This is a genomic window from Planococcus circulans, from assembly GCF_020023385.1.
Lineage (GTDB): Bacteria > Bacillota > Bacilli > Bacillales_A > Planococcaceae > Planococcus.
Genome location: NZ_JAIQCL010000014.1, coordinates 40,887 through 65,191, shown reverse-complemented (window position 1 = coordinate 65,191; position 24,305 = coordinate 40,887). Strand labels below are relative to the sequence as shown.

40 protein-coding genes are annotated in these 24,305 nt (G+C 44.9%); all 40 read right to left on the bottom strand.

Going from position 1 to position 24,305, the window contains the following annotated elements; genetic code table 11:
- Positions 1-300: 300 nt before the first annotated feature.
- Positions 301-984, bottom strand: a complete 684-nt coding sequence (locus K8U60_RS17740; protein ID WP_223643219.1) for a KinB-signaling pathway activation protein — start codon at positions 982-984, stop codon at positions 301-303.
- 190 nt (positions 985-1,174) lie between these two features.
- Entirely contained in the window at positions 1,175-2,239 is a 1,065-nt protein-coding gene (locus K8U60_RS17735) for an Mrp/NBP35 family ATP-binding protein (protein ID WP_223643217.1), read from the bottom strand.
- A 175-nt stretch (positions 2,240-2,414) separates the two neighbouring features.
- Positions 2,415-2,849 carry a VOC family protein gene (locus tag K8U60_RS17730; RefSeq protein ID WP_223643215.1) on the bottom strand — a complete coding sequence of 145 codons (435 nt, stop codon included), beginning with the start codon at positions 2,847-2,849 and terminating at the stop codon, positions 2,415-2,417.
- A gap of 110 nt (positions 2,850-2,959) precedes the next feature.
- Complete coding sequence (gene rpsI / locus K8U60_RS17725; RefSeq protein WP_058386707.1) at positions 2,960-3,352, bottom strand: 30S ribosomal protein S9; 393 nt, start codon at positions 3,350-3,352, stop codon at positions 2,960-2,962.
- Between the two features lie 30 nt (positions 3,353-3,382).
- Positions 3,383-3,820 carry a 50S ribosomal protein L13 gene (gene rplM / locus K8U60_RS17720; protein WP_142830577.1) on the bottom strand — a complete coding sequence of 146 codons (438 nt, stop codon included), beginning with the start codon at positions 3,818-3,820 and terminating at the stop codon, positions 3,383-3,385.
- A 193-nt stretch (positions 3,821-4,013) separates the two neighbouring features.
- Complete coding sequence (gene truA, locus K8U60_RS17715) at positions 4,014-4,757, bottom strand: tRNA pseudouridine(38-40) synthase TruA (RefSeq protein ID WP_223643213.1); 744 nt, start codon at positions 4,755-4,757, stop codon at positions 4,014-4,016.
- A gap of 11 nt (positions 4,758-4,768) precedes the next feature.
- A complete protein-coding gene (locus K8U60_RS17710; protein WP_223643211.1) occupies positions 4,769-5,566 on the bottom strand; it encodes an energy-coupling factor transporter transmembrane component T family protein in 798 nt (265 codons plus the stop codon).
- Positions 5,563-6,435: an energy-coupling factor ABC transporter ATP-binding protein gene (locus tag K8U60_RS17705; protein WP_223643209.1), complete on the bottom strand. Its 873-nt coding sequence runs from the start codon at positions 6,433-6,435 to the stop codon at positions 5,563-5,565. Before K8U60_RS17705 ends, K8U60_RS17710 begins: the two co-directional genes overlap by 4 nt.
- Positions 6,411-7,259 carry an energy-coupling factor ABC transporter ATP-binding protein gene (locus K8U60_RS17700; RefSeq protein WP_223643207.1) on the bottom strand — a complete coding sequence of 283 codons (849 nt, stop codon included), beginning with the start codon at positions 7,257-7,259 and terminating at the stop codon, positions 6,411-6,413. The genes K8U60_RS17705 and K8U60_RS17700 overlap by 25 nt, the downstream gene beginning before the upstream one ends.
- 398 nt (positions 7,260-7,657) lie before the next feature.
- The gene (gene rplQ / locus K8U60_RS17695; protein WP_223643205.1) at positions 7,658-8,032 is read right to left on the bottom strand and encodes a 50S ribosomal protein L17; all 375 of its coding nucleotides are present in this window, start codon (positions 8,030-8,032) and stop codon (positions 7,658-7,660) included.
- A 46-nt stretch (positions 8,033-8,078) separates the two neighbouring features.
- The gene (locus K8U60_RS17690; RefSeq protein WP_146559466.1) at positions 8,079-9,023 is read right to left on the bottom strand and encodes a DNA-directed RNA polymerase subunit alpha; all 945 of its coding nucleotides are present in this window, start codon (positions 9,021-9,023) and stop codon (positions 8,079-8,081) included.
- Positions 9,024-9,154: 131 nt separating this feature from the next.
- On the bottom strand, positions 9,155-9,544 hold the full coding sequence (gene rpsK / locus K8U60_RS17685) for a 30S ribosomal protein S11 (RefSeq protein WP_006828953.1): 390 nt from the start codon (positions 9,542-9,544) through the stop codon (positions 9,155-9,157).
- A 25-nt stretch (positions 9,545-9,569) separates the two neighbouring features.
- Complete coding sequence (gene rpsM / locus K8U60_RS17680) at positions 9,570-9,935, bottom strand: 30S ribosomal protein S13 (RefSeq protein WP_006828952.1); 366 nt, start codon at positions 9,933-9,935, stop codon at positions 9,570-9,572.
- Between the two features lie 24 nt (positions 9,936-9,959).
- Positions 9,960-10,073 carry a 50S ribosomal protein L36 gene (gene rpmJ / locus K8U60_RS17675; RefSeq protein ID WP_006828951.1) on the bottom strand — a complete coding sequence of 38 codons (114 nt, stop codon included), beginning with the start codon at positions 10,071-10,073 and terminating at the stop codon, positions 9,960-9,962.
- A gap of 36 nt (positions 10,074-10,109) precedes the next feature.
- Positions 10,110-10,328: a translation initiation factor IF-1 gene (infA, locus tag K8U60_RS17670; protein ID WP_006828950.1), complete on the bottom strand. Its 219-nt coding sequence runs from the start codon at positions 10,326-10,328 to the stop codon at positions 10,110-10,112.
- A 399-nt stretch (positions 10,329-10,727) separates the two neighbouring features.
- Entirely contained in the window at positions 10,728-11,381 is a 654-nt protein-coding gene (locus K8U60_RS17665) for an adenylate kinase (RefSeq protein WP_223643203.1), read from the bottom strand.
- 62 nt (positions 11,382-11,443) lie between these two features.
- Positions 11,444-12,739 carry a preprotein translocase subunit SecY gene (secY, locus tag K8U60_RS17660; RefSeq protein ID WP_223643201.1) on the bottom strand — a complete coding sequence of 432 codons (1,296 nt, stop codon included), beginning with the start codon at positions 12,737-12,739 and terminating at the stop codon, positions 11,444-11,446.
- Positions 12,739-13,179 (bottom strand): 50S ribosomal protein L15, encoded by a 441-nt coding sequence (gene rplO / locus K8U60_RS17655; protein WP_008432523.1) that lies wholly within the window; start codon positions 13,177-13,179, stop codon positions 12,739-12,741. Before rplO ends, secY begins: the two co-directional genes overlap by 1 nt.
- Before the next feature lie 33 nt (positions 13,180-13,212).
- The gene (rpmD, locus tag K8U60_RS17650) at positions 13,213-13,395 is read right to left on the bottom strand and encodes a 50S ribosomal protein L30 (RefSeq protein ID WP_223643199.1); all 183 of its coding nucleotides are present in this window, start codon (positions 13,393-13,395) and stop codon (positions 13,213-13,215) included.
- A gap of 14 nt (positions 13,396-13,409) precedes the next feature.
- Positions 13,410-13,910 carry a 30S ribosomal protein S5 gene (gene rpsE / locus K8U60_RS17645; RefSeq protein ID WP_223643197.1) on the bottom strand — a complete coding sequence of 167 codons (501 nt, stop codon included), beginning with the start codon at positions 13,908-13,910 and terminating at the stop codon, positions 13,410-13,412.
- 20 nt (positions 13,911-13,930) lie between these two features.
- Positions 13,931-14,293, bottom strand: coding sequence for a 50S ribosomal protein L18 (gene rplR / locus K8U60_RS17640; RefSeq protein ID WP_191716883.1), 363 nt, complete (start codon positions 14,291-14,293; stop codon positions 13,931-13,933).
- Positions 14,294-14,326: 33 nt separating this feature from the next.
- Positions 14,327-14,866, bottom strand: coding sequence for a 50S ribosomal protein L6 (gene rplF / locus K8U60_RS17635; protein WP_223643195.1), 540 nt, complete (start codon positions 14,864-14,866; stop codon positions 14,327-14,329).
- Between the two features lie 30 nt (positions 14,867-14,896).
- On the bottom strand, positions 14,897-15,295 hold the full coding sequence (gene rpsH, locus K8U60_RS17630) for a 30S ribosomal protein S8 (protein WP_006828942.1): 399 nt from the start codon (positions 15,293-15,295) through the stop codon (positions 14,897-14,899).
- A gap of 29 nt (positions 15,296-15,324) precedes the next feature.
- Complete coding sequence (rpsN, locus tag K8U60_RS17625) at positions 15,325-15,510, bottom strand: 30S ribosomal protein S14 (protein ID WP_006828941.1); 186 nt, start codon at positions 15,508-15,510, stop codon at positions 15,325-15,327.
- A 19-nt stretch (positions 15,511-15,529) separates the two neighbouring features.
- Entirely contained in the window at positions 15,530-16,069 is a 540-nt protein-coding gene (gene rplE / locus K8U60_RS17620; RefSeq protein WP_223643193.1) for a 50S ribosomal protein L5, read from the bottom strand.
- 27 nt (positions 16,070-16,096) lie between these two features.
- Complete coding sequence (gene rplX, locus K8U60_RS17615) at positions 16,097-16,408, bottom strand: 50S ribosomal protein L24 (RefSeq protein ID WP_058386721.1); 312 nt, start codon at positions 16,406-16,408, stop codon at positions 16,097-16,099.
- Positions 16,409-16,443: 35 nt separating this feature from the next.
- Positions 16,444-16,812 (bottom strand): 50S ribosomal protein L14, encoded by a 369-nt coding sequence (rplN, locus tag K8U60_RS17610; RefSeq protein ID WP_006828938.1) that lies wholly within the window; start codon positions 16,810-16,812, stop codon positions 16,444-16,446.
- A gap of 47 nt (positions 16,813-16,859) precedes the next feature.
- Positions 16,860-17,123 (bottom strand): 30S ribosomal protein S17, encoded by a 264-nt coding sequence (gene rpsQ / locus K8U60_RS17605; protein ID WP_008432511.1) that lies wholly within the window; start codon positions 17,121-17,123, stop codon positions 16,860-16,862.
- A 24-nt stretch (positions 17,124-17,147) separates the two neighbouring features.
- The gene (rpmC, locus tag K8U60_RS17600; protein WP_006828936.1) at positions 17,148-17,348 is read right to left on the bottom strand and encodes a 50S ribosomal protein L29; all 201 of its coding nucleotides are present in this window, start codon (positions 17,346-17,348) and stop codon (positions 17,148-17,150) included.
- Positions 17,338-17,772, bottom strand: coding sequence for a 50S ribosomal protein L16 (rplP, locus tag K8U60_RS17595; protein WP_223643191.1), 435 nt, complete (start codon positions 17,770-17,772; stop codon positions 17,338-17,340). The genes rpmC and rplP overlap by 11 nt, the downstream gene beginning before the upstream one ends.
- 1 nt (position 17,773) lies before the next feature.
- Complete coding sequence (gene rpsC, locus K8U60_RS17590) at positions 17,774-18,430, bottom strand: 30S ribosomal protein S3 (protein ID WP_006828934.1); 657 nt, start codon at positions 18,428-18,430, stop codon at positions 17,774-17,776.
- Positions 18,431-18,433: 3 nt separating this feature from the next.
- Complete coding sequence (rplV, locus tag K8U60_RS17585) at positions 18,434-18,775, bottom strand: 50S ribosomal protein L22 (RefSeq protein ID WP_223643189.1); 342 nt, start codon at positions 18,773-18,775, stop codon at positions 18,434-18,436.
- Positions 18,776-18,794: 19 nt separating this feature from the next.
- Entirely contained in the window at positions 18,795-19,073 is a 279-nt protein-coding gene (gene rpsS / locus K8U60_RS17580) for a 30S ribosomal protein S19 (protein ID WP_006828932.1), read from the bottom strand.
- A 60-nt stretch (positions 19,074-19,133) separates the two neighbouring features.
- Positions 19,134-19,964: a 50S ribosomal protein L2 gene (gene rplB, locus K8U60_RS17575; protein ID WP_142830547.1), complete on the bottom strand. Its 831-nt coding sequence runs from the start codon at positions 19,962-19,964 to the stop codon at positions 19,134-19,136.
- A gap of 45 nt (positions 19,965-20,009) precedes the next feature.
- Positions 20,010-20,294: a 50S ribosomal protein L23 gene (rplW, locus tag K8U60_RS17570; protein WP_006828930.1), complete on the bottom strand. Its 285-nt coding sequence runs from the start codon at positions 20,292-20,294 to the stop codon at positions 20,010-20,012.
- On the bottom strand, positions 20,294-20,917 hold the full coding sequence (rplD, locus tag K8U60_RS17565) for a 50S ribosomal protein L4 (protein ID WP_223643187.1): 624 nt from the start codon (positions 20,915-20,917) through the stop codon (positions 20,294-20,296). The genes rplW and rplD overlap by 1 nt, the downstream gene beginning before the upstream one ends.
- A 28-nt stretch (positions 20,918-20,945) precedes the next feature.
- Positions 20,946-21,575 (bottom strand): 50S ribosomal protein L3, encoded by a 630-nt coding sequence (gene rplC / locus K8U60_RS17560; RefSeq protein WP_223643185.1) that lies wholly within the window; start codon positions 21,573-21,575, stop codon positions 20,946-20,948.
- A gap of 49 nt (positions 21,576-21,624) precedes the next feature.
- On the bottom strand, positions 21,625-21,933 hold the full coding sequence (gene rpsJ, locus K8U60_RS17555) for a 30S ribosomal protein S10 (protein ID WP_006828927.1): 309 nt from the start codon (positions 21,931-21,933) through the stop codon (positions 21,625-21,627).
- A gap of 254 nt (positions 21,934-22,187) precedes the next feature.
- Entirely contained in the window at positions 22,188-23,510 is a 1,323-nt protein-coding gene (locus K8U60_RS17550; protein ID WP_223643183.1) for a Na+/H+ antiporter family protein, read from the bottom strand.
- 184 nt (positions 23,511-23,694) lie between these two features.
- A complete protein-coding gene (gene leuD / locus K8U60_RS17545) occupies positions 23,695-24,285 on the bottom strand; it encodes a 3-isopropylmalate dehydratase small subunit (RefSeq protein WP_223643181.1) in 591 nt (196 codons plus the stop codon).
- Between the last annotated feature and the right edge of the window lie 20 nt (positions 24,286-24,305).

Sequence of the window (24,305 nt, the reverse complement as noted above, 5' to 3'; positions counted from 1 at the left end):
TGCTGTTTGTTGACGTTTTGCTGTTCAGTTTTCAAGGTTCAGTTGGTGTGCCGCCGTTTCGTTTATGTTGTTCGTTGTTGCTTGGCGACTTTTATTATATTAAAGCATGTTTATATTCCTGTCAACACTTTCAGGGAAGTTTTTTATAAAACCCCTTTTTTCCTTCTGTATTCCTCATCCTGAAACCCACTCTCACGCTCTTCAACCCTAGAGCCGTCTGTGTTCTTCAATACTTCCACGGTATCTCAAGGAAATAAAAAATCATCCACCCGCTGCAATGAAACCAACGGATGAATGAGTTTATTTTTTAGAAGCTGACTGTGCCTGCGCTTTTCTTGCCGCGCGCCGCTCTTCCAGTTTCTGGCGGTCAACATCCGATTGCGCATTGTATTTCGGCAATACCAGCAGCTGGTAGGCGTTCACTGCAAGGAATGGAAACAGCAATAACGTGACCCAACTGTCGATATTCCCTTCTTCCACCATCAAGGCCGGCAGCCATTCTACCGTCGTAATTACAATCATGAAGAACAGCGCAGAAATAAATGTCTCCTTATTTGTCCACTTCGCTTTGAAGTAAGCTGTCACCACTGCTGTACCAATCAGGATGGCCAGGAGTATTCCATATAACCAAACCTGTTCCGTCGTTTGAGCGTTCGGCGCAAAACGGAATAAAATCAAATCTGTAATGACCACCACGATGATCAGCAATTGAACCCAGTTCCATAGACGCAATGTGCGGAAAATATTCATCCCTATTTGATGTACCGTCAGATAGGCGAAGAAACACAACTGGCTGATGATGCTCATGGTCAAACCGATAATGACCAGCCAGATAAAGCCAGCCAGAAACTCACCCCACTGCCCCGCATTAAATGGTTGTGAAAAGACATCATCCCAGCGGACGAACAAACCAAGCACTCCGGTTACCGCTCCACCAAGTAAAAGTGCTTTCAAAAAAAACTTAACCCAATTTCTTATTGTCAATTGAATGCCTCCGTTATTTAAAGTTCTTTTAAGATTGTACCAACCGGTTATAAAAAAATCCATTCACCGCACAGGATAGATTGTGAACAAACCTTGAAAGTCAGCGCTTTGTTACTGAATCGCCATATCCTATTGCAAATCGCCCAAAATAAAAGCCCGGAAACCATTCACGGCTTCCGGGCTGCAGCTTTTATTTTTTATCAGCGAATTGCTTAAGCACTTGCTTCGCGATATCTTCATAGATTTTTCCTGTCGGATGATCTTCCAGGTAGACAGAAGGAGCGAAGTCCTCTTCGTTCCAGTCAGGCTGGCCCATTGGAATCTGTCCAAGAAGCGGTGTCTGCAATTCTTCTGCAAGCTTTGGTCCGCCGCCTTGTCCGAATAGGTATTCTCTCTTGCCGGTCTCTTTGCTTTCGTACCACGACATGTTTTCGATGACGCCCAGGACTTCGTGGTCAGTTTGAAGTGCCATCGCTCCTGCACGCGCTGCAACGAATGCTGCTGTCGGGTGAGGAGTTGTGATCACGATTTCTTTGGAAGCCGGAAGCATCTGGTGGATGTCGAGTGCAACGTCCCCTGTGCCAGGTGGCAGATCCAATAGAAGGTAATCCAAATCTCCCCACTCTACATCGCGGAAGAATTGGTCGAGCACTTTGCCGAGCATTGGGCCACGCCATACGACTGGCATGTTATCTTCTACGAAAAAGCCCATAGAGATGACTTTCACGCCGAACCGCTCAACCGGAATGATCGTTTCGCCGCGGACAACCGGCGATTTGTCGATGCCCATCATATCCGGCACACTGAAGCCGTAGATATCCGCATCGATCAAGCCGACTTTTTTGCCAAGGCGAGCCAAAGCGATTGCCAGGTTGACAGATACCGTTGATTTGCCGACGCCGCCTTTACCACTGGCGATCGAAATGAATTCGACTTTGTTGAGTGGAGACAAAAGATCCTGCGCTTCTGATTCGTTTGCTGTTCCGCGGAACTGTGCCAAGGCTTCAGGCGGAAGCTCTTCAAAACGGATGCCGACAGAGCCTGCTCCTGCCTCTTTCAATACATCGACGACTTTCATCTGAAGCTGCATTTGCTCAGGTGTGTTGGTTTTGGCGATCGCCAATTTCACGCTGACATGTTTTTTCTCTTCTTTGATCGTTACGGACGTGATGCCGTTTGTTTCCGTCAACGATCTATGTAAAAACGGATCTTCTAACGCTCCGAGTAATTCGCGCACTTGTACTTCAGTTAACATATCGATACACTCCCCATCAATTTTGCTCACCATAAAGTATAGCATAGCAAACTCAATTTTAAATCTATTCGACCTTACAAGAAAAATGGCAAGGCCGCTCAACTTTAACAGACATAAGAAATCCGGCTAAGCGGTTTTTTATCTGCCGCACAGCCGGAGTTGCCAACACGATCACTCACGATTCAATTTCCAGCATATCATTTTCATCATACGTAAAGTCCGGACCCCATGCCACTTCCCAGTAGTAGCCGTCAGGATCTGTGAAATACCCAGAATAGCCGCCCCAGAAAACATCTTTCGGTTCTTTGATGATTTTCGCTCCGGCAGATTTCGCAAGAGCCATCACTCCATCCACTTCTCCCTTGGACTTGGCGTTATACGCTAAAGTAATGCCCGAAAATCCGCTGCCTCTTGGCGGATTCTTCTCATCGATATCTTCCGCCAATTTCTCCAATGGATAGAGTTCCAGTTTCGTCCCTGAAGAATTAAAAAACACAATTTCAGGATTGTCCCCTTTTTCCGCTGTTTCAAAGCCGAGTCCATCTCTGTAAAACTGTACAGATGTCTTCATGTCTTTCACGCCCAGGCAAATTAAATTGATCCGGTTCATGTCGGCATCCCTCCCATTTCTTTCTATCTTACCTGTTCGCTCCTCCAGTTGAACATAAAAAAACACCTTCCGAATTTCTTCGGAAAGTGTTTTGTAAACGAAAATCGAAATTAACGTTTCGAGAACTGAGGTGCACGACGTGCTGATTTAAGACCTGGTTTCTTACGTTCTTTCATACGTGGGTCACGTGTTAACAACCCAGCAGATTTCAACGCAGGACGGAATGCAGGGTCTACAGTAAGTAGAGCACGTGCGATACCGTGACGGATTGCTCCGGCTTGGCCTGTGAATCCACCGCCGTTTACGTTTACAAGGATGTCGTAGCTTCCTAGAGTATCCGTAGCAACTAGTGGCTGTTTGATGATCTGTTGTAATGTTTCGTAAGGAACGTAGTCCGCTACGTCACGTTTGTTGATAGTAATTGTGCCGTCACCCGGTACTAACCGTACGCGAGCTGTTGAGTTTTTACGACGACCTGTTCCAATATATTGAACTTGTGCCAAAGGTGTATCCTCCTCTAATTTACTAATGTATTATCCGCGAAGCTGGTAGTTTTCTGGTGTTTGTGCTTGGTGGTTATGTTCTGGGCCAGCATAGACATGCAGCTTTCTGAACATTTGGCGTCCTAGAGAGTTCTTTGGAAGCATCCCTTTGATAGCCAATTCAAGCATTTTAGTTGGGTATTTTGTGCGCATTTCAAGTGCAGTACGCTGTTTCAATCCACCGCTGTATTGTGTGTGGCGGTAGTAGATTTTGTCTGTAAGCTTTTTGCCTGTAAGGTGAATCTTTTCAGCGTTGATTATGATCACGTGATCACCAGTGTCAACGTTTGGTGTGAATGTTGGTTTGTATTTCCCGCGTAAGATTGAAGCGACTTCAGAAGCTAAACGTCCAAGAGTTTGCCCTTCTGCATCGACAACTAACCATTTACGCTCTACTTCGTGACCTTTAGCCATGAATGTTGTACGCATGTATATTGTCCTCCTAATAAATCGTCTGTTTTGAATTCTTTTACAGTGTTCCGCTGTTCCGTTTTTTCGTTATCCCTAAACACAAATAACCTTCCGGGGCATATCGTGGGGGTAATGAAAATACCATACATCATGTTATAACGGAAGCGGTAAAAAGTCAAGGGTTTTTCTAAAAACACCAGGAAAAGTTGCTTCAACTCCTGTACATCACGCTTTCCAGGTAAAGACCGTGTGCCGCCGCTGTTTTTCCGGCAGCGTCCCGCTCCGCTGCAGCCACGATTCGGCCAAGTTCTTCAGCCTTTCTTTTGCCGATGCCGACTTCCGTTAATGTCCCCGCAATAATGCGGACCATATTATAGAGGAAGCCGGACCCTTCGATGACCATATGGAGCTCATTGCCATGCTCTTCAAAATCGACGCGCCAAATCGTGCGCACTTTATCCACCACTGCCGTATTCGCCGCACAAAAGCTGGAAAAATCATGCGTGCCGATCAAGGCCTGTGCAGCGGTTCTCATCGCATCCACATCAAGCGGTTGCTTAACATGGACCATATAATTGCGCGTAAACGGACTGATGATCGGACTGCGGTCCCATTTATAGCGATAGGTCTTGCCCGTCGTATGGTAGCGCGCATGAAAAGACGGATCCACCTCTTCGATTGAGCTGACCCGGATGTCTTCCGGCAACAGCACGTTCAAGGCCTTCAGCCATCCGCTCACCGGAATGGAAAACTCCGTGTCAAAATGGATGACCTGACCCGTCGCATGGACTTTGGCGTCCGTCCGTCCGCTTGCCACCACTTGCGTCACTTTTCCTTTATGGATGGTTTTCAGCACTTTCATCAATTCGAGTTGGACCGTACGCGAGTCCGGCTGCACCTGATAGCCTGCAAATCCGGAACCGTCGTAGGCAATTGTCGCTTTTAATCGTTTCATAATTTCTCTCCTTATAGCCGGAAATACCAAAGCATTCCCGCAAGCCCGGCCAGCACCAGCAGACTCAAGCTGTCCACAAAACGCCAATCCAATTGACGGTAGCGTGTTCTGCCTTCGCCTCCCCGGTAGCCGCGGACTTCCATCGCCGTAGCCAGATCCTCCGCCCGTTTAAAGGCACTGACGAACAAGGGGATCAGTAAGGGCACGACAGCTTTTATCCGCTCTTTTACCGGCCCTGAGCCGATGTCTGAGCCCCTTGCCATCTGAGCCTTGAGGATCTTGCCTGTTTCGTCCATCAAAGTCGGGATAAACCGCAGGGAAATGGACATCATCAAGGCCAGTTCATGAACCGGCAGTTTGACCCGCTTGAAGGGGCCAAGCAGCACTTCAATGCCATCTGTGATGGAAATCGGCGAAGTCGTCAAGGTCAGGATACTGGTGATGAACACCAGCACCAGGAAACGGATGGAAATGAATATCCCTTGCCGCAGCCCTTCTTCGTAAATTTCGATAAAGCCGATATCCAGCAGCAGATCGCCTTCCCGCGTAAAGAAAATATGCAGGAAAAAGGTAAAAATCAAGAGAATAAAGACCGGTTTCAATCCGTTTATCAAGAAATACAGCCGTATTTTGGACAGGAATACCACCAATAAAGTGAATCCAAGCAGAATACCGTAAGTCACTGCGCTATTGGCGATAAAGACAATAGCGATAAAAACAAAGACGAACAAAATCTTCGCTCGCGGATCCATTCGGTGGATGATGGAGTCACCCGGAATAAAACGGCCAAAAATCATTTTCTCCATCATTCGGAATCACGTCCTTCCGACAAAGCCAGAGCGATGTTTTTGGCCAGCGCTTCTTCCGTCAATGAAATGGCACCGAGTTTAATGCCCGCTTTGTCTTCGAATTTTCGCTGCAGGCGAATCGTCCGCGGCGGCTCCAAACGATAATCCCGCAGTTGCTCTTCATTCGAAAAGATCTCTTCAGGCTCTCCTGTGACCACGCAGCGTCCGTTATGCATGATCGCTACACTATCAGCGTAACGCGCCGCATCTTCCATGCTATGGGTCACCAGAACGGTCGTCAGGCCTTTTTGGATATGCAGCTGATGGAACAGGTCCATAATTTCACGGCGGCCGCGCGGATCAAGTCCGGCCGTCGGTTCATCCAGCACCAGCACATCCGGCTCCATCGCCAGCACACCAGCAATCGCTACCCGGCGCATTTGGCCGCCGGACAGATCAAACGGAGACTTCGTCAATACCTCGGCAGGCAGTCCAAGCTGTTCAACCAACTCATGCGCGCGGCGGCTAGCTTCTTCTTCCGGCACTCCGTAATTCAAAGGGCCGAACATGATATCTTTCAAGACCGTCTCATCAAAAAGCTGCTGTTCAGGAAATTGAAAAACAATCCCGACCTGGCGCCGGACATCGCGCAGATTCTTGGCCTTCACACCCGCTTCGATTTTGCGTTCGCCAATTACAACAGTTCCTTCTGTCGGCTTCAACAAGGCGTTCAGATGCTGAAGGACCGTCGATTTGCCCGATCCGGTATGTCCAATGATTGCTGTATAGGAACCAGAAGGGATATGCAGCGATACACTCGTCAACGCACGCTTTTCAAACGGCGTATCTTTAGCGTAGCTGTACCCTACTTCCCGGAGTAAAATGTCCATAGTTCATCCACCAATTCGTCTTCTGTCATATGTTCTCCCTGCAGCTCCACTCCGGCTTCCCGGAGCAAATGCGTCATCCGCATCGAAAATGGCAAGTCCAAGCCCAGGGTCGTCAGTTCATTGCCCGACAGAAAAACAGCTTCCGGCGTGCCTTCCAATTGTTTATGCCCCGCATTCATTACAAGAATACGGTCAGCCATAGCCGCTTCTTCCAAATCGTGGGTAATCGATATCACTGTCAGGCCTGTTGCTTCCCGCAACTCACGAATGGTTTCGATGACTTCCATGCGTCCCTGGGGATCGAGCATGGAAGTCGCCTCATCCAATATCAACAGGCGTGGACGCAAAGCAAGGGCACCAGCGATCGCCACGCGCTGTTTCTGGCCTCCGGACAAATGATGAGGCTCGTGATCAAAATACGATTCCATCTTCACCTGATGCAAAGCTTCTTTAACACGTAACACCATTTCTTCATGCGGAACCCCGTTATTTTCCAACGCAAAAGCGACATCGTCCTGGACCGTCGCTCCCACAAACTGGTTGTCTGGATTTTGAAAGACCATGCCCATCTGCGAACGGATGTCCCAAAGGCTTTCTTCGGCCATCAATTTCCCCATGGCAAATACTTTTCCTGTCTGCGGAAACAACAAACCGTTCATCAATTTGGCGATGGTTGATTTTCCTGAACCGTTGTGGCCCACCAAAGCAATCCACTCCCCATCCTCAATCGAGAAGGATAAATCTTCTACAGCGGGTCTTACCGACTCGTCTTCTTGCGTATATGTAAATGTCACATCTTCGAATGACAATATAATCGAATTCATCTCAGCTGACCTCCTCAAACACTTGCTTGGCTCATCTCTACTCTACTGGTTTTCAACAGCGTTTGTAAAACGGTAAATAAATAAAAAAAGCGCGCACCTCATTCAGAGAAATGCGCTTTTCTGTCTCTATGGCTTCCCCGGTTGCTTAAGCCAGGGTTGAATGAGGTGCGTAGAGCTAGACGAGACGCCGCCTTTCGGCTCGCTCATCATAACACTCAGCTTTTCATATTGTCGTATAAATCATAATGCTAAAAGAAGAGGGCTGTTGACCCCCTTCAAGTAAATCAATTATGCCTCGGCATAATTGCGTCCGGATTTTGAATTGCGCTAGCGCAATTAATTCCTTTCAAAATCCGTGACACCCGCCGGAGGCTTTAATTTGAATCTATAGATTCAAATTAAACCAATTCGATAATAACGATAGGTGCGCCATCTCCGCGACGAGGCCCCATTTTCATAATGCGTGTGTAACCGCCTTGACGGTCAGCGTAACGTGGTGCAACATCATCAAACAATTTCTGCAAAGCAAAAGTTGTTGTTTCGTTGCCTTCAGCGTCTGCAGTTGTTACCAACTCACGGCGCATCCATGCTGCTGCTTTACGGCGAGCGTGAATATCTCCACGTTTACCAAGCGTAATCATTTTTTCTACAGTCGAACGCACTTCTTTCGCACGAGCTTCAGTCGTTTGAATGCGTTCATGTACGATTAAGTCTGTTGTAAGGTCACGTAATAGTGCTTTACGTTGAGAACTTGTACGTTGAAGCTTTCTCATTGAAGTTTCCCTCCTTTGTTGAATAGTTCGGATCCGATCTTAACTCTCAGTCTTCTTTACGAAGCCCAAGGCCTAAATCTTCCAACTTCACTTTAACTTCTTCAAGTGATTTGCGTCCGAGGTTGCGTACTTTCATCATGTCGTCTTCCGACTTGCTTGCCAGTTCGTGTACCGTGTTGATACCCGCACGTTTTAAGCAGTTGTAAGATCGAACCGAAAGATCAAGTTCTTCGATAGTCATCTCTAATACTTTTTCTTTTTGGTCTTCTTCTTTTTCAACCATGATTTCAGCCGTTTGTGCCTCATCTGTTAATCCCACGAAGATATTTAAATGCTCAGTAAAAATCTTTGCGCCAAGCGCAATTGCCTCTTTTGGACCAATGCTGCCATCTGTCCATACATCAAGAGATAATTTATCGAAATGAGCCAGTTGACCCACACGAGTGTTTTCCACTTGGAAATTAACGCGTGAAACTGGAGTGTAAATAGAGTCAATCGGAATAACACCAATTGGAAGATCTTCACGTTTGTTCTGATCTGCACGGGCATATCCACGGCCTCTGTTTGCATACATACGCATACGTAAGTGGCCATTTTTAGCGATTGTTGCAATATATAGATCCGGATTCAGAATTTCCACGTCACTGTCGTGCGTGATATCTGCAGCCGTAACCGTTCCATCACCTTTTACATCAATTTCAATGACTTTTTCTTCGTCAGAGTAAATTTTCAAAGCCAGCTTCTTGATATTCAAAATAATGGTAGCTACATCTTCTTCAACACCTTCGACAGTGGAGAATTCGTGCAGAACGCCATCAATTTGAATTGAAGTAACAGCTGCGCCAGGTAAAGATGAAAGTAAGATTCGACGTAAGGAGTTTCCTAAAGTGGTTCCATATCCACGCTCAAGAGGTTCAACAACAAATTTTCCGAACTTGGAATTGCTGTCGATCTCAACCGTTTCAATCTTTGGTTTTTCTATTTCGAGCATTCAGTTTACCCTCCTTCAAAACGTCGGTTTTTTTTCGCTTCATCAAAGAATTCGATAGTCACAGACTTTCGCTACGATTCAGAACCCATCCAGTAAGTCGTGATGTTCAAAAATCCTATTCAGATTAACGATTATACGCGACGGCGTTTTGGCGGACGGCAACCGTTATGAGGAACTGGAGTTACATCTTTGATAGCTGTAACTTCTAGTCCAGCAGCTTGAAGCGCACGGATAGCAGCTTCACGACCTGAACCAGGACCTTTAACTGTAACTTCTAGAGTTTTAAGACCGTGCTCGATTGATGTTTTAGCAGCAGTTTCAGCAGCCATTTGCGCAGCGAAAGGAGTAGATTTACGTGAACCTCTAAATCCTAGAGCTCCTGCACTTGACCATGAAACAGCGTTACCCTGCATATCAGTGATAGTAACGATTGTGTTATTGAATGTTGAGCGGATGTGAGCAATACCAGATTCGATATTCTTTTTCACACGACGCTTACGAGTTTGTTGTTTACGTGCCATGTTAAGAAGAAACCTCCTTTACTGATTATTTTTTCTTGTTAGCTACAGTTTTACGAGGACCTTTACGCGTACGCGCATTGTTCTTCGTATTTTGACCGCGGACAGGTAGTCCACGACGATGACGGATTCCTCGGAAGCTAGCAATTTCCATCAAGCGTTTGATGTTCATTGAAACTTCACGGCGAAGGTCACCTTCGATTTTGTATTGATCTAATTGTTCACGGATATTGTTCAACTCGTCTTCTGTAAGATCACGAACGCGTGTCTCTTCAGAGATACCAGCAGCAGAAAGAACTTTCTGTGCAGTTGTTTTACCAACACCGAAAATGTATGTTAATGAAATAACAACGCGTTTGTCGCGCGGAATGTCAACACCAGCAATACGTGCCATGTGTGCGATGCACCTCCTTCAAAATTAGCCTTGTCTTTGTTTGTGTTTCGGATTTTCACAGATTACCATTACTTTACCGTTTCTGCGAATAACTTTACATTTTTCACAGATCGGTTTTACAGATGGTCTCACTTTCATCTAACCCAACCTCCTTATAGTCCGGAGTGCAAAAGATTATTTAAAACGGTATGTGATACGACCGCGTGTTAAATCATAAGGAGAAAGTTCCACTGTCACTTTATCTCCTGGCAGAATGCGGATGAAATGCATGCGAATCTTGCCTGATACGTGCGCAAGAATCGTATGGCCGTTTTCCAATTCCACTTTAAACATCGCGTTAGGCAAAGTCTCAACGACAGTTCCTTCGATTTCAATTACATCGTCTTTCGCCATCGACCCAGTCTCCCTTCTGTATACAAATCAGGTTCTCATCTTCAAACAGTATTTGCTGATTGAATAGTAGTAGTACATTCATTCACAAGAAATGCATGAGTGACATTCGAAAGACATTCTCCGAGTCCCGCAGATATGCGGGCCGGGGTTAATCCGGCAAAGCCAGTCTGTCTCATGTATCCTCGACTGCCCGGACTGCTTTGGATGAGTTCCAAACCCGTTACACAGATGCTTCCACGAAACCCATTATACTCGTTTCAATGCTCAATTGCACTAAAGCGCATTTTGCATCAACTTTCATATCCTGAGCCTTGTTTGCTTTTGCAGCTCTCGAAAATTCATATCTCCGGTGCCCCTTAAAGCCACATGGAGGCAACTAACTGCGCCCGGCGCCGGGGATTAGCCTCGGTCGCCCTTTAGAAGAGCATCAATGTCAGCAAATACTTTTTGAATGTCCTGCTGTCCATCTATATTTTGCAGCACGTTCTTGCTTTCATAGAAATCAAGAAGCGGCTGTGTTTGTTGCATATTTACTTCTAAACGTTTAGTGACGGTTTCAGGCTTATCATCTTCACGCTGGTAGAGTTCTCCGCCATCTTTGTCGCACACACCAGCTATTGCCGGCGGGTTAAACACAGTATGGTAAGCAGTTCCACAAACTTTACAGATCCATCGGCCTGTTAAACGTGCAATTAGTTCGTCTTGTTCAACTTGGATATTTACGACATGCTCGATTCGCTTATCAAGATCGGCCAAAAGAGATTCCAACGCTTCAGCTTGAGGAACCGTGCGTGGAAAGCCATCTAATAAGAAGCCTTCTTCACAGTCCTTTTCGCTTAATCGTTCCCGGACAATGCCGATTGTCACTTCATCAGGCACTAGAGCACCTTGATCCATGAATGATTTTGCTTTCAAGCCCAGTTCCGTTCCGCCTTTAATAGCAGCTCGAAACATATCACCTGTAGAAATATGAGGGATGTCGTACTTCTTAACAATTTCGTCTGCTTGAGTACCTTTTCCGGCACCCGGTAGACCCATTAATACGATATTCATACGTTTTCCCCCTCAGACAATTGGATAAGAGACGCTTTCACGCCCCTTTTAAATCCTACTGATTATTTCATAAAGCCTTTATAATGACGTTTTACAAGCTGAGATTCCAATTGCTTCATCGTTTCAAGTGCTACCCCAACAACAATCAGAAGACTCGTTCCGCCGATTTGCGCCGATTGCGGTAAATTCGCAATGTTGATGAAGAAAATCGGTAGAATGGCAATGACTGCAAGGAAAATGGCACCAACGAATGTCAATCGGTATAACACGCTTGTTAAATAATCCTGTGTATTTTTACCCGGACGGATCCCCGGAATATATGCACCTTGCTTTTTCAGGTTATCCGACACGTTCTCAGGATTAACCTGAATAAATGCGTAGAAGTACGTGAATGCTACGATCAAAGCGACATAAATGATCATGCCGACAGGGCGCGTATAATCGAACGTATTCTGAATCGCTTCTGTAAACGCGTTGGCACCAAAGAAAGAAGCAATGGTTTGCGGCGTTATGATAAACGCTACTGCAAAGATTACCGGGATAACTCCGGCCGCGTTCACTTTCAAAGGTAAGTGTGTTTGCTGCCCGCTTGTTGTCTGGCCACGGCCAGCAACTCGCTTCGCATACTGAATCGGTATTTTACGCAACGCTTGTTGAACGTAAATGACCAAAACTGTAATGGCAACAACAGCTAATGCAAGCAATGCCATAATGGCAATATTGATCGGCAGCTGATCTCCAGCTCCTTGGATCTGCTGTGCATATAATTGGTTGACAGCACCTGGTACTGCAGCGACAATCCCTGCGAAGATGATAATCGAAATACCGTTCCCCACACCTTTTGCCGTAATCTGCTCACCAAGCCACAGTAGAAATGCCGTACCCGCAGTCAATACAATAGCGATGACAACATAAGTTGAAATCGTGTCATTCTGAATTAAAGAACCGCCGTACATTTGGTTAAATCCATAAGACATACCGATTGCTTGAATAAAGGCAAGAACGATTGTGAAATAGCGAGTGAATTGAGCAAGTTTCCGTCTTCCGACTTCACCTTGTTTCGCCCACTCTGCAAATTTCGGTACAACATCCATCTGCAATAATTGCACAATGATTGATGCTGTAATGTATGGCATAATTCCCATCGCTAAAATCGAAAAGTTAGCAAGGGCACCTCCACCGAAAGTATTTAAGAATCCAACCAGACCCATCTGGTCAGTAGCTTGCAAAACCGAAGCGTCAACATTCGGTACTGGAACAAAAGTTCCAATACGGAAAATGATGAGCATCAGTAATGTAAAGAATATTTTATTTCGAATATCAGTCACGCGCATAAAATTAGAGATTGTCTGAAACATTAAACCACCTCGGTTTGTCCGCCGGCAGCTTCAATCGCTTCTTTAGCTGATCCAGAGAATTTGTGAGCTTTTACTGTCAATTTCTTTTCTAGGCTACCATTGCCCAGAATTTTGATTCCAGAACGTTCATTGCTCACAACACCTGTTTCAATTAACAATGCAGGTGTTACTTCTGTGCCTTCGTCGAAACGGTTAAGCACTTCCACGTTCACTACTGCATAATCTTTGCGGTTGATGTTGGTAAATCCACGTTTAGGCAAACGACGGAACAAAGGGTTTTGACCACCTTCGAATCCAGGACGAACACCGCCGCCTGAACGTGCGTTTTGACCTTTATGACCTTTACCTGCTGTTTTACCAGTACCTGAACCGATACCGCGTCCGATACGCTTTCTTGAGCTGCGTGAACCTTCTGCCGGTTTTAATTCATGAAGTTTCATTTGGTTGGCACCTCCTTCTATAGAAATCCGTAATTAAATTTCTTTGATAGTTACTAAGTGAGCGACTTTATCAAGCATACCGCGAACGGCTGCATTGTCTTGGTGCTCAACTGTTTGATGCATTTTGCGCAATCCCAATGATTGAACAGTTTTACGTTGTGTCGGTTTAGAACCGATCACAGATTTTGTGAGGGTAATTTCCAATTTAGTTGCCATGTGATTTTCCCTCCTTATCCTAACAGTTCTGCAACTGATTTACCGCGAAGTTTTGCGACTTCTTCGGCACTCTTCAATTGAGTTAAACCGTTAATAGTTGCACGTACCATGTTGATTGGTGTGCTTGAACCTAGAGATTTAGATAGAATATCCTGTACCCCAGCCAATTCAAGTACCGCACGAACAGGTCCGCCAGCAATTACACCAGTACCTGGAGAAGCAGGTTTGATAAGAATTTGGCCTGCGCCAAAACGACCGATTACTAAGTGTGGAGTAGTACCTTTAACCATTGGTACTTCAATAAGGTTTTTCTTCGCATCTTCAATGGCTTTGCGGATAGCATCTGGAACTTCTTGAGCTTTACCAGTACCAAAACCAACATTACCATTTCTGTCGCCTACAACAACTAATGCGGAGAAACGGAAACGACGTCCACCTTTTACAACTTTAGCTACGCGATTGATTGTAACTACGCGTTCTTCAAGTTCAAGTTTGTTTGAATCAATACGACTCATGAAATGTGTCCCTCCTTTTTTTAGAATTCTAAACCATTTTCACGTGCAGCTTCTGCTAATGCTTTTACGCGTCCATGATATAAATAACCACCGCGGTCAAAAACAACCGATTTCAAGCCGTTTTCAGTAGCGCGTTTTGCGATTGTTTCGCCGACTTTAGCTGCAGCTTCCACGTTGCCAGTTGATTCTACTGAGAAATCCTTCTCCATAGATGATGCACTTGCAAGTGTAACGCCATTCATATCGTCGATCAATTGAGCGTAGATGTATTTATTCGAACGGAATACGTTCAAACGCGGGCGTTGTGCTGTACCCGTAATTTTAGAACGTACGCGTGCATGACGTTTTTTACGAGATGCGTTTTTATCGAGTTTCGTAATCACTGAGGTCACTCCTTTCAGCCTGCCTAAGCAGCATTATTTACCTGTTTTACCTTCTTTGCGGCGAACTACTTCCCCTTCGTAACGAATACCTTTGCCTTTATATGGCTCTGGTGGACGTACTTGGCGGATGTTTGAAGCAAGAGCTCCAACGCGTTCTTTATCGATGCCTTTAACAATGACTTTAGTGTTAGCTGGAACTTCAACTGTTACGCCATCTTCCGGTGTGAATTCAACCGGGTGAGAGTAACCTACGTTAAGCACCAATTTCTGTCCTTGCAATTGAGCACGGTAACCAACACCAACTAGTTCAAGTGAACGTTGGAATCCTTCTGAAACTCCAGTGACCATGTTCGCAAGCAAAGCACGAGACGTACCGTGGTTTGTGCGGTGATCTTTAGAATCTGAAGGACGTGTCAATGTTAGCACGTTTTCTTCTTGTGCGATTGTAATATCTTTGTTAAATACGCGAGTCAACTCGCCTTTAGGTCCTTTAACAGTTACGGTGTTCTTGTCTCCAAGAGTAACGGTAACGTTAGCAGGAACCTCGATTGGTTTTTTACCTACACGTGACATTCTGTTGCACCTCCATTCGTTTGTTGCTTGTTACCAAACGTATGCTATGATTTCTCCGCCGATTTGTTTCGCGCGGGCTTCTTTATCAGTTACCAAACCTTGTGATGTTGAGACTAAAGCGATTCCAAGACCGTTTAGTACACGTGGCACCTCGTTAGTTTTAGCGTAAACACGTAATCCTGGTTTTGAAATACGTTTCAATCCAGTAATAACGCGTTCGTTGTTAGCTCCGTATTTAAGGAAAATCCGGATCATGCCTTGTTTATCATCTTCAACATATTCTACGTCACGAACGAAACCTTCACGCTTAAGGATTTCAGCGATGTCTTTTTTCACATTAGAAGCCGGAAGCTCTAATTTCTCGTGACGAACCATGTTTGCGTTACGAATGCGTGTCAGCATATCTGCAATCGGATCTGTCATTGTCATTACTTTTACCTCCTTCCCAAATTAGGGGATTACCAGCTGGCTTTTTTGACGCCAGGAATTTGTCCCACATATGCAAGTTCACGGAAACAAATACGGCAAAGTTTAAATTTGCGTAATACTGAATGCGGACGTCCGCATCGTTCACAGCGTGTGTACTCTTGTACTTTAAACTTTGGCGTGCGTTTTTGTTTTGCGATCATAGATTTTTTAGCCACGTTTACGCCTCCCTCACGTTTACTTTTGGAACGGCATTCCGAATTGTGTTAATAACTCACGAGCTTCTTCATCAGAGTTCGCAGTTGTTACAATTACGATGTCCATACCGCGTACTTTGTTAACTTTATCATAGTCGATTTCAGGGAAGATCAATTGTTCTTTCACGCCAAGTGTGTAGTTACCGCGTCCGTCGAACGATTTGTTCGATACGCCACGGAAGTCACGAACACGTGGAAGTGAGATAGCAATCAATTTATCCAGGAAGTCGTACATACGCTCTCCGCGTAGTGTAACTTTACATCCGATTGGCATACCTTCACGTAGACGGAAGCCAGCGATAGATTTCTTAGCTTTAGTGATGATTGGCTTTTGGCCAGTAATTGTTTGTAGTTCTTCAACCGCGGAGTCAAGTGACTTCGTGTTTTGAACAGCTTCGCCTACACCCATGTTGATGACGATTTTGTTTACTTCAGGTGCCTGCATTACCGATTTATATTCAAACTTGCTCACTAGAGCAGGAGTGATTTCATTGACATATTTTTCTTTTAGGCGGTTCATGTGTGTACCTCCCTTCATTCAGGAATTTTATTTATCTAATTTTTCGCCGGATTTTTTTGCAACACGAACTTTTTTACCATCTTCAACCTTGTATCCAACACGAGTCGGCTCGCCGGATTTAGGGTCAAGTAACATTACGTTAGAAACGTGAATTGCTGCTTCTTGGCTGACAATTCCACCTTGCGGATTTGCCTGGTTCGGTTTTGTATGCTTTTTGATGATGTTGACACCTTCAACAAGCACACGGTCTTTCTTAGGTAAAGCAGTCAAAACAACGCCTGTTTTGCCTTTGTCTTTGCCTGAGATTACCTTAACTGTATCGCCTTTTTTAACATGCATTCTGTCGCACCTCCTTGGTATGGCACATTGATTTATTAAAGAACTTCAGGAGCAAGTGATACGATTTTCATGAAGCTGTTATCGCGAAGTTCGCGGGCAACAGGTCCGAAAATACGAGTTCCGCGTGGACCTTTGTCGTCACGGATAATGACACATGCGTTTTCATCAAATTTGATATAAGTACCGTCTTTACGGCGAGCTCCGCTTTTCGTGCGAACGATGACAGCCTTAACGACTTCACCCTTCTTAACAACGCCACCTGGTGTTGCTTTTTTCACGGTACAAACGATTACGTCTCCGATGTTTGCAGTCTTGCGACCAGAACCACCAAGTACTTTAATCGTTAGTACTTCACGAGCACCCGAGTTGTCTGCAACTTTTAAACGACTTTCCTGTTGGATCACTTAGGTAACCTCCCTCCGGAATTTCTTAGGTTCCGAAATTATTTAAATTAAATGATAACCGCTTTTTCTACAATTTCCAATACGCGGAAACGTTTTGTAGCTGATAACGGACGAGTTTCCATGATGCGAACTACGTCGCCCATTTTCGCTTCGTTTAGCTCATCATGAGCTTTATATTTCTTAGAGTATTTTACACGTTTGCCATAGAATGCATGCTTCTTTTGAGTTTCAACCATTACTGTAACGGTTTTGTCCATTTTGTCAGACACAACACGGCCTGTGTATACTTTGCGTTGGTTACGCTCAGTCATACTTGCAAACCTCCTCTCGATTTATCAGTTATTGCCACTGAGTACTCTTTCGTGAATCACAGTTTTCATACGGGCAATCGCTTTACGTACTTCGCGGATGCGAGCAGTATTTTCTAATTGACCAGTAGCCAATTGGAAGCGAAGGTTGAAAAGCTCTTCTTTCAGTGATTTCACTTTTTGTTCAATCTCAGCAGTGGTTAGGTCACGGATTTCATTAGCTTTCATTCGATTCACCACCAATTTCTTCGCGTTTTACGAACTTCGTTTTGATTGGAAGTTTGTGAGATGCAAGGCGTAATGCTTCGCGTGCCACTTCTTCAGATACTCCACCAAGTTCGAACATGATTTTACCAGTTTTGACAACGGCTACCCAGCCTTCAGGTGAACCTTTACCAGATCCCATACGAACCTCTAGAGGCTTTTTCGTATATGGTTTATGCGGGAATATTTTAATCCAGACTTTACCGCCACGTTTCATGTAACGAGTCATGGAAATACGTGCTGCTTCGATTTGACGGTTAGTGATCCAAGATGATTCTAGTGCTTGGAGACCAAATTCGCCGAATGCGATTTCTTTACCGCCTTTAGCTTCGCCGCGCATCTTGCCTCGGTGCTCTCTACGATATTTAACGCGTTTTGGCAATAACATATTATTTGCCTCCTTCCTCAGATTTCTTCTTAGTTGGAAGGACTTCACCGCGGTAGATCCATACTTTTACGCCAAGCTTACCATATGTTGTGTCTGCTTCAGCATGCGCATAATCGATATCAGCGCGGAGCGTATGGAGCGGAACAGTACCTTCACTGTAGTGTTCAGCACGCGCAATGTCAGCGCCGCCTAGACGTCCAGATACTTGAGTTTTGATTCCTTTAGCGCCAGAACGCATAGTGCGTTGGATCGCTTGTTTTTGTGCACGACGGAAAGATACTCGGTTTTCCAATTGACGTGCAACACTTTCAGCAACCAATCTTGCATCAAGGTCAGCTCTTTTGATTTCAATGATGTTGATGTGTACACGCTTGCCAGTCATAGAGTTAAGCTGTTTGCGAAGTACTTCTACTTCAGATCCACCTTTACCGATTACCATACCTGGTTTCGCGGTGTGAATAGTTACGTTGACACGGTTTGCAGCGCGTTCAATTTCGATTTTAGAAACTGAAGCTTCTTTCAAACGTGCTTCAACATATTCACGGATTTTAATATCTTCGTGAAGAAGCGTCGCATAATCTTTCTCAGCGTACCATTTAGATTCCCAATCACGAATGATTCCGATACGCATCCCAATTGGATGTATTTTTTGTCCCACGAATTACCCCTCCTTCTGGTCAGATACCACTAGTGTGATGTGGCTTGTGCGTTTATTAATTGCGCTTGCGCGTCCCATTGCACGTGGACGGAAACGTTTAAGTGTTGGTCCTTCGTCAACGAATACTTCGCTGATGATCAAGTCATTCAGGTCCATTTCGTAGTTGTGTTCAGCGTTAGCAGCTGCAGATTTCAATAACTTCTCAACAACAATAGATGCTGCTTTCGGAGTGTGGTTCAAAATCGCAACAGCTTCGCCAATTTGCTTGCCTCGAATTAAATCTACAACTAAACGGACTTTACGAGGAGCAATACGTACTGTTCTAGCGACAGCTTTTGCTTGCATAGGGAAATCCTCCTCTCAATTAACGTCTTGTTTTCTTATCGTCTGCACCATGGCTAGCGTATTTGCGTGTTGGTGCGAATTCGCCTAGTTTATGGCCCACCATATCTTCAGTCACATATACAGGGATGTGTTTACGACCATCGTATACTGCGATTGTTTGTCCGATGAATGTCGGGAAAATTGTAGAACGGCGAGACCAAGTTTTGATCACTTGTTTTTTCTCAGAATCCTTTTGTGCTTCAACTTTTTTCATAAGATGATCATCAACAAAAGGTCCTTTTTTCAAGCTGCGGCCCATGTGGGATCCTCCCTTCGTGATTGCACCACGGTTCTTTCAACGAACCGTAGCGGAATCAAATTATTTTTTACGACGACGCACGATAAATTTATCTGACTTGTTCGTTTTCTTACGTGTCTTGTATCCAAGAGTAGGTTTGCCCCAAGGAGACATTGGTGATTTACGTCCGATTGGCGAGCGTCCTTCACCACCACCGTGTGGGTGATCGTTAGGGTTCATTACAGATCCGCGGACTGTTGGGCGATTGCCCTTCCAGCGATTACGTCCTGCTTTACCAATGTTGATCAATTCGTGTTGCTCATTTCCTACTGCACCGATAGTAGCGCGGCAAGTAGCAAGAATCATGCGAACTTCGCCTGATTGCAAACGAACTGTTACGTATTTTCCTTCTTTACCCAATACCTGAGCTGAAGTTCCTGCAGAACGAACTAGTTGTCCGCCGCCGCCTGGCTTCAATTCGATGTTATGGATTGTAGAACCCATTGGGATGTTTGACAACGGCAAAGCGTTACCTGCCTTGATATCTGCTTCAATACCTGACATAAGTTGAGTTCCAACTTCAACTCCTTTAGGAGCGAGGATGTAACGTTTCTCACCATCAGCGTAGTGAATCAAAGCGATGTTTGCAGAACGGTTTGGATCGTACTCGATTGTAGCAACGCGTCCTGGAATGCCATCTTTGTTACGTTTGAAATCGATAACACGGTATTGGCGTTTATGTCCACCACCGTGATGGCGTACAGTTATTTTACCTTGGTTATTACGGCCGCCCTTGCGCTTTACAGGTCGTAAAAGCGATTTTTCAGGTTTGTTCGTTGTGATTTCAGCGAAATCTGAACTCGTCATGTTACGACGACCGTTAGTGGTAGGTTTATATTTTCTTATGCCCACGTTGTTTCCCTCCTTCTTTAATAGTTCTTTAAGAACTTATGGAAATTAAATTTCGAATAGCTCGATGTCTTTAGATTCAGCAGTCAATTTAACAATCGCTTTACGGCGTTTGTTTGTGTATCCTGCATGTTTGCCCATACGTTTGAATTTGCCTTTGTAGTTCATGATGTTGACTTTCTCAACTTTCACGCCAAAGATCTCTTGTACGGCTTGTTTAACTTGGGTTTTATTTGCGCGAGTGTCCACTTCAAAAGTGTACTTTTTCTCTGCCATTACTTCAGATGATTGCTCAGTAATGACCGGACGCTTTATTACATCACGTGCTTCCATTAACTAAGCACCTCCTCAATTTTCTCAATCGCTGCTTTTGTCATGACAATTTTGTCATGTCCAAGCAAGTCTAAAACGTTAATGCCATCTGCTGCTACTACTGTCATTCCGTGAAGGTTACGTGCAGATTTTGCAACGTTCTCATCAAGGTCAGCAGTTACGAACAATGCTTTTTTGCCAATTGAAAGGTCTTGGATCAACTGGTTGAAAGCTTTTGTTTTCGGTGCATCAAATGTCAATCCTTCAAGTACCATCAGGTTTTCTCCGATTACTGCAGATGAAAGTGCAGAACGTAGAGCTAAACGACGGACTTTCTTAGGAAGTTTGTAGCTATAGCTACGTGGAGTTGGACCGAATACGATACCGCCTCCGCGCCATTGTGGTGAACGGATCGACCCTTGACGAGCACGTCCAGTTCCTTTTTGACGCCATGGCTTTTTACCACCACCAGCTACTTCAGAACGGTTTTTTACTTTATGGTTACCTTGACGAAGTGAAGCGCGTTGAGACACTACTGCGTCAAATAACACTGATTCATTTGGCTCGATACCGAAGATATAATCGTTCAATTCGATGTCGCCCACTTGTGAACCTGTTTGATTTAATAAAGCTACTTTAGGCATTCTTGTTTCCTCCTTTCTCTAAAAATTATTAGTTCGCTTTAATTGCCGTTTTAACACGGATCAATGCTTTGCGAGAACCAGGAACATTACCTTTAATAAGAAGCAGGTTACGTTCAAGATCAACTTTCACGATGGAAAGGTTTTGAATCGTAATTGTCGTGCCACCCATTTGACCAGGTAATTTCTTCTGTTTGAATACGCGGTTAGGAGCAACCGGACCCATTGAACCAGGACGACGGTGGTAACGTGAACCGTGAGACATTGGTCCGCGAGATTGTCCGTGGCGTTTAATAACACCTTGGAAACCTTTACCTTTTGTTGTTCCTGTGACATCTACTACATCGCCTTCTGCGAATACATCTACTTTGACTTCTTGACCAATCTCGTAATCAGCTAAGTTTACATTGCGAAGTTCGCGAATGAAGCGCTTAGGAGCAGTGTTCGCTTTTGCTACGTGTCCTTTAGAAGGTTTGTTTGAAAGCTTTTCACGCTTGTCTTCAAAACCTAATTGGATTGCTTCGTAGCCGTCAACCTCTACTGTCTTCTTTTGAAGTACTACGTTTGGAGCAGCTTCAATAACAGTTACAGGGATTAAATCACCGTTCTCAGCAAAAACTTGCGTCATACCGATTTTTCTACCTAAGATTCCTTTGGTCATGTTGTCACACCTCCTGTGGTTATTTATGTTTTTCTATTTCGTTTACCGATTAAAGTTTAATTTCAATGTCAACGCCTGACGGTAAATCAAGTTTCATCAACGCATCGACAGTTTGTGGTGTCGGGTTAACGATATCGATTAGACGTTTGTGTGTACGCATTTCAAACTGCTCACGAGCATCTTTGTACTTATGGACAGCACGTAAGATTGTGTAGACCGATCTTTCAGTCGGCAACGGTATCGGACCCGATACGCTTGCACCTGAACGTTTAGCGGTTTCTACAATTTTCTCGGCAGACTGATCAAGAATTCTGTGATCATATGCTTTTAAACGGATACGAATTTTTTGTTTTGCCATTATTTTCCCTCCTTTTCGCCTATTTTTGATAGACATTCTCCACGAAAATTTTCCAATCACTCGCCATGGCAAAGCGGCCGGGTGTATCGGTAACCTCTCGCTTCATCGCAGTCAAAGACCAACATTCACCATTATACAAAAGAAAAAAGAATTCCGCAAGTACTTCCACGAAATTCTTTCTTATTCGCTTTTTTTATTATAACAGGATTTATTAGAACATCAAGTCAGACGATAATAGTCCGAACATTTCGAGCTTATCCAAGCAACATCACGGCTGCCCAGCCGAAAATCACCAACGGGATATTGTAATGAAGGAAGGTCGGAACACACGTATCCCAAATGTGATTGTGCTGTCCATCGACGTTCAATCCGGCAGTCGGCCCCAATGTCGAATCGGACGCCGGCGACCCTGCATCACCCAATGCTCCTGCCGTACCGATCAAAGCGATGATCGCCATGGTGGAGAATTCGAACTCGAGACTCAGCGGGACGAAAATCGCCGCAATGATCGGAATCGTTGCGAACGATGAGCCGATGCCCATCGTCACGAACAGACCGACGATAAGCATGGCTAGAGCTGCAATGCCTTTATTGCCGGCAAACAAGTCCGATACACTTTCAACAAGCGGCTCGATGGCTCCTGTCGCTTGTATGACCGATGCAAAGCCGTTCGCTGTAATCATGACAAAACCGATAAATGCCATCATGCGCATCCCTTCTGTCAAGACATCGTCAGCTTCCCGCCATTTCATTGCTCCAAAAACATAAAGCACAAGAATTCCTGCAAGTGCACCAATGATCATCGAATCTGTCTGGATCTGTGCAACTAGTGCAGCGATCAATGCGACAATCGTCACCAGAACATCTTTGGTTGAAGCCGTCTTTTTCAGAGTTCCTTCTATAGTAGAAGATGTTTTACGATATTCCCTCGGCTTGCGGTAAGAAATGAACACCGCAATGATCAATCCCATTAACAGGCCTGCTACAGGAATCGCCATCGCTCTCGGAATGTCAGCCATATCAATTGTTAGGCCGGCCAGTTCCATTTGAGTAAAGACGATCTCATGGAAAATCAACCCAAAACCATACGGCAATAAAATATAAGGCGCCGTCAGGCCGAACGTCAGGACCGCAGCGATCAAGCGGCGGTCGATCCGCAGTTCATTTAGAATATGCAAAATTGGTGGAACCAATAAAGGGATGAAAGCGATATGGATCGGAATCAGGTTTTGCGAGAAGATAGCCATTGCCAAAAGCGCAATGATGATGAGAGCTTTCGCCAAATTCTCCCGCGTCGCCTCTCCGTCCTTATTGACCAGCTTCAGGACGCCTGACACGAGCAGCTCCGGTATGCCGGTGCGTGAAATCGCTACGGCAAAGCCGCCGAGCATGGCATAGCTGAGCGCAATCGTCGCGCCTGCACCTAAACCGTCTGTAAATGATGTTAATGTATCCATAAATGATAATCCACCGCTCAACCCACCTGCAAGTGCGCCGATCAATAAAGCGAAGACGACGTTCACGCGCAATAAGCTCAATACGAGCATGACTAAGACAGCGACAACAACTGCATTCATAAGTAAACTCTCCTTTAGTTTGCTAAAGCGTTAAAGTACACACTTTAAATTAACAAAACACGAATTGCTTGTCAACAACGGATTGATGAATCCTTTAAATACAAAAAAGTCCAAAAAATAAAGACCCTTTACGGTTACGTAAAGGGTCTTCTCATGAAAAACAACTTGTTCAGACATATTCACATTAAGCCTGCCGCTGTTTTTCCTCATAGGCTGCGATGTAGTCATCGTACTGGAACGTCAAGGCAATTTCGTCCCAGCCCTTCAACAGCATTTCCTTCCAGTATGGATCGATATCAAATTCATAGCGTATGCCGTCCTGGCTGTTGACAGTCTGGTCCTCCAAATTGATTTCCAACTTGAATTCCTCGCGCTGTCCCTTATCAATCAAGGCATTGACTTCCTCATCTTTTAAACGAATCGGCAAGATGCCATTTTTCACGCAGTTGTTATAGAAGATGTCTGCATAACTGGGAGCGATGACTACGCGGAATCCGTAATCCAAAATCGCCCACGGGGCATGTTCACGAGAAGAACCGCAGCCGAAATTCTCTTGTGCGACCAGAATCTCGGAGCCGTCGAATCGAGGATCGTTCAAAACAAATTCTTCTATTGGTGTACCATCGGCATGAAAGCGCCAATGATAGAATAGATATTTGCCGAATCCTGTTCGTTCAATACGTTTTAGAAACTCTTTTGAAATGATTTGATCAGTATCTACGTTTTTACGTTCAAGTGGCGTTAGGACACTTGAAATTTTATTGATCGGTTTCATCGATGGGCCTCCTCATTTCC

Bases quoted from the DNA above. Each gene is read 5' to 3' on its own strand.
- secY (WP_223643201.1), bottom strand. From the start codon at position 12,739: ATGTTTCAGACAATCTCTAATTTTATGCGCGTGACTGATATTCGAAAT.
- rpmC (WP_006828936.1), bottom strand. From the start codon at position 17,348: ATGAAAGCTAATGAAATCCGTGACCTAACCACTGCTGAGATTGAACAA.
- infA (WP_006828950.1), bottom strand. From the start codon at position 10,328: ATGGCGAAAGACGATGTAATTGAAATCGAAGGAACTGTCGTTGAGACT.
- K8U60_RS17700 (WP_223643207.1), bottom strand. From the start codon at position 7,259: ATGAATTCGATTATATTGTCATTCGAAGATGTGACATTTACATATACG.
- rpsM (WP_006828952.1), bottom strand. From the start codon at position 9,935: ATGGCACGTATTGCTGGTGTTGACATTCCGCGCGACAAACGCGTTGTT.
- rplE (WP_223643193.1), bottom strand. From the start codon at position 16,069: ATGAACCGCCTAAAAGAAAAATATGTCAATGAAATCACTCCTGCTCTA.
- rplW (WP_006828930.1), bottom strand. From the start codon at position 20,294: ATGGAAGCACGTGATGTAATAAAGCGTCCGGTCATTACTGAGCAATCA.
- rplC (WP_223643185.1), bottom strand. From the start codon at position 21,575: ATGACCAAAGGAATCTTAGGTAGAAAAATCGGTATGACGCAAGTTTTT.
- K8U60_RS17735 (WP_223643217.1), bottom strand. From the start codon at position 2,239: ATGTTAACTGAAGTACAAGTGCGCGAATTACTCGGAGCGTTAGAAGAT.
- rpsE (WP_223643197.1), bottom strand. From the start codon at position 13,910: ATGAGTCGTATTGATTCAAACAAACTTGAACTTGAAGAACGCGTAGTT.
- rplO (WP_008432523.1), bottom strand. From the start codon at position 13,179: ATGAAACTTCATGAATTAAAACCGGCAGAAGGTTCACGCAGCTCAAGA.
- rpsQ (WP_008432511.1), bottom strand. From the start codon at position 17,123: ATGACTGAGCGTAACCAACGCAAAGTATACACAGGCCGTGTTGTGTCT.
- rpsS (WP_006828932.1), bottom strand. From the start codon at position 19,073: ATGGGCCGCAGCTTGAAAAAAGGACCTTTTGTTGATGATCATCTTATG.
- K8U60_RS17550 (WP_223643183.1), bottom strand. From the start codon at position 23,510: ATGAATGCAGTTGTTGTCGCTGTCTTAGTCATGCTCGTATTGAGCTTA.
- rplQ (WP_223643205.1), bottom strand. From the start codon at position 8,032: ATGAGAAAGCTTCAACGTACAAGTTCTCAACGTAAAGCACTATTACGT.
- rpmJ (WP_006828951.1), bottom strand. From the start codon at position 10,073: ATGAAAGTGAGACCATCTGTAAAACCGATCTGTGAAAAATGTAAAGTT.
- K8U60_RS17690 (WP_146559466.1), bottom strand. From the start codon at position 9,023: ATGCTCGAAATAGAAAAACCAAAGATTGAAACGGTTGAGATCGACAGC.
- rplP (WP_223643191.1), bottom strand. From the start codon at position 17,772: ATGTTATTGCCAAAACGCGTTAAATATCGTAGAGAGCACCGAGGCAAG.
- K8U60_RS17665 (WP_223643203.1), bottom strand. From the start codon at position 11,381: ATGAATATCGTATTAATGGGTCTACCGGGTGCCGGAAAAGGTACTCAA.
- rplV (WP_223643189.1), bottom strand. From the start codon at position 18,775: ATGCAAGCAAAAGCTGTCGCTAGAACAGTACGTATTGCTCCTCGTAAA.
- K8U60_RS17705 (WP_223643209.1), bottom strand. From the start codon at position 6,435: ATGGACATTTTACTCCGGGAAGTAGGGTACAGCTACGCTAAAGATACG.
- rplD (WP_223643187.1), bottom strand. From the start codon at position 20,917: ATGCCTAAAGTAGCTTTATTAAATCAAACAGGTTCACAAGTGGGCGAC.
- K8U60_RS17710 (WP_223643211.1), bottom strand. From the start codon at position 5,566: ATGATGGAGAAAATGATTTTTGGCCGTTTTATTCCGGGTGACTCCATC.
- rpsH (WP_006828942.1), bottom strand. From the start codon at position 15,295: ATGACAATGACAGATCCGATTGCAGATATGCTGACACGCATTCGTAAC.
- leuD (WP_223643181.1), bottom strand. From the start codon at position 24,285: ATGAAACCGATCAATAAAATTTCAAGTGTCCTAACGCCACTTGAACGT.
- rplM (WP_142830577.1), bottom strand. From the start codon at position 3,820: ATGCGTACAACATTCATGGCTAAAGGTCACGAAGTAGAGCGTAAATGG.
- rpsJ (WP_006828927.1), bottom strand. From the start codon at position 21,933: ATGGCAAAACAAAAAATTCGTATCCGTTTAAAAGCATATGATCACAGA.
- truA (WP_223643213.1), bottom strand. From the start codon at position 4,757: ATGAAACGATTAAAAGCGACAATTGCCTACGACGGTTCCGGATTTGCA.
- K8U60_RS17730 (WP_223643215.1), bottom strand. From the start codon at position 2,849: ATGAACCGGATCAATTTAATTTGCCTGGGCGTGAAAGACATGAAGACA.
- rpmD (WP_223643199.1), bottom strand. From the start codon at position 13,395: ATGGCAACTAAATTGGAAATTACCCTCACAAAATCTGTGATCGGTTCT.
- rpsK (WP_006828953.1), bottom strand. From the start codon at position 9,544: ATGGCACGTAAACAACAAACTCGTAAGCGTCGTGTGAAAAAGAATATC.
- rplF (WP_223643195.1), bottom strand. From the start codon at position 14,866: ATGTCACGTGTAGGTAAAAAACCAATCGAGGTTCCTGCTAACGTTACC.
- rplX (WP_058386721.1), bottom strand. From the start codon at position 16,408: ATGCATGTTAAAAAAGGCGATACAGTTAAGGTAATCTCAGGCAAAGAC.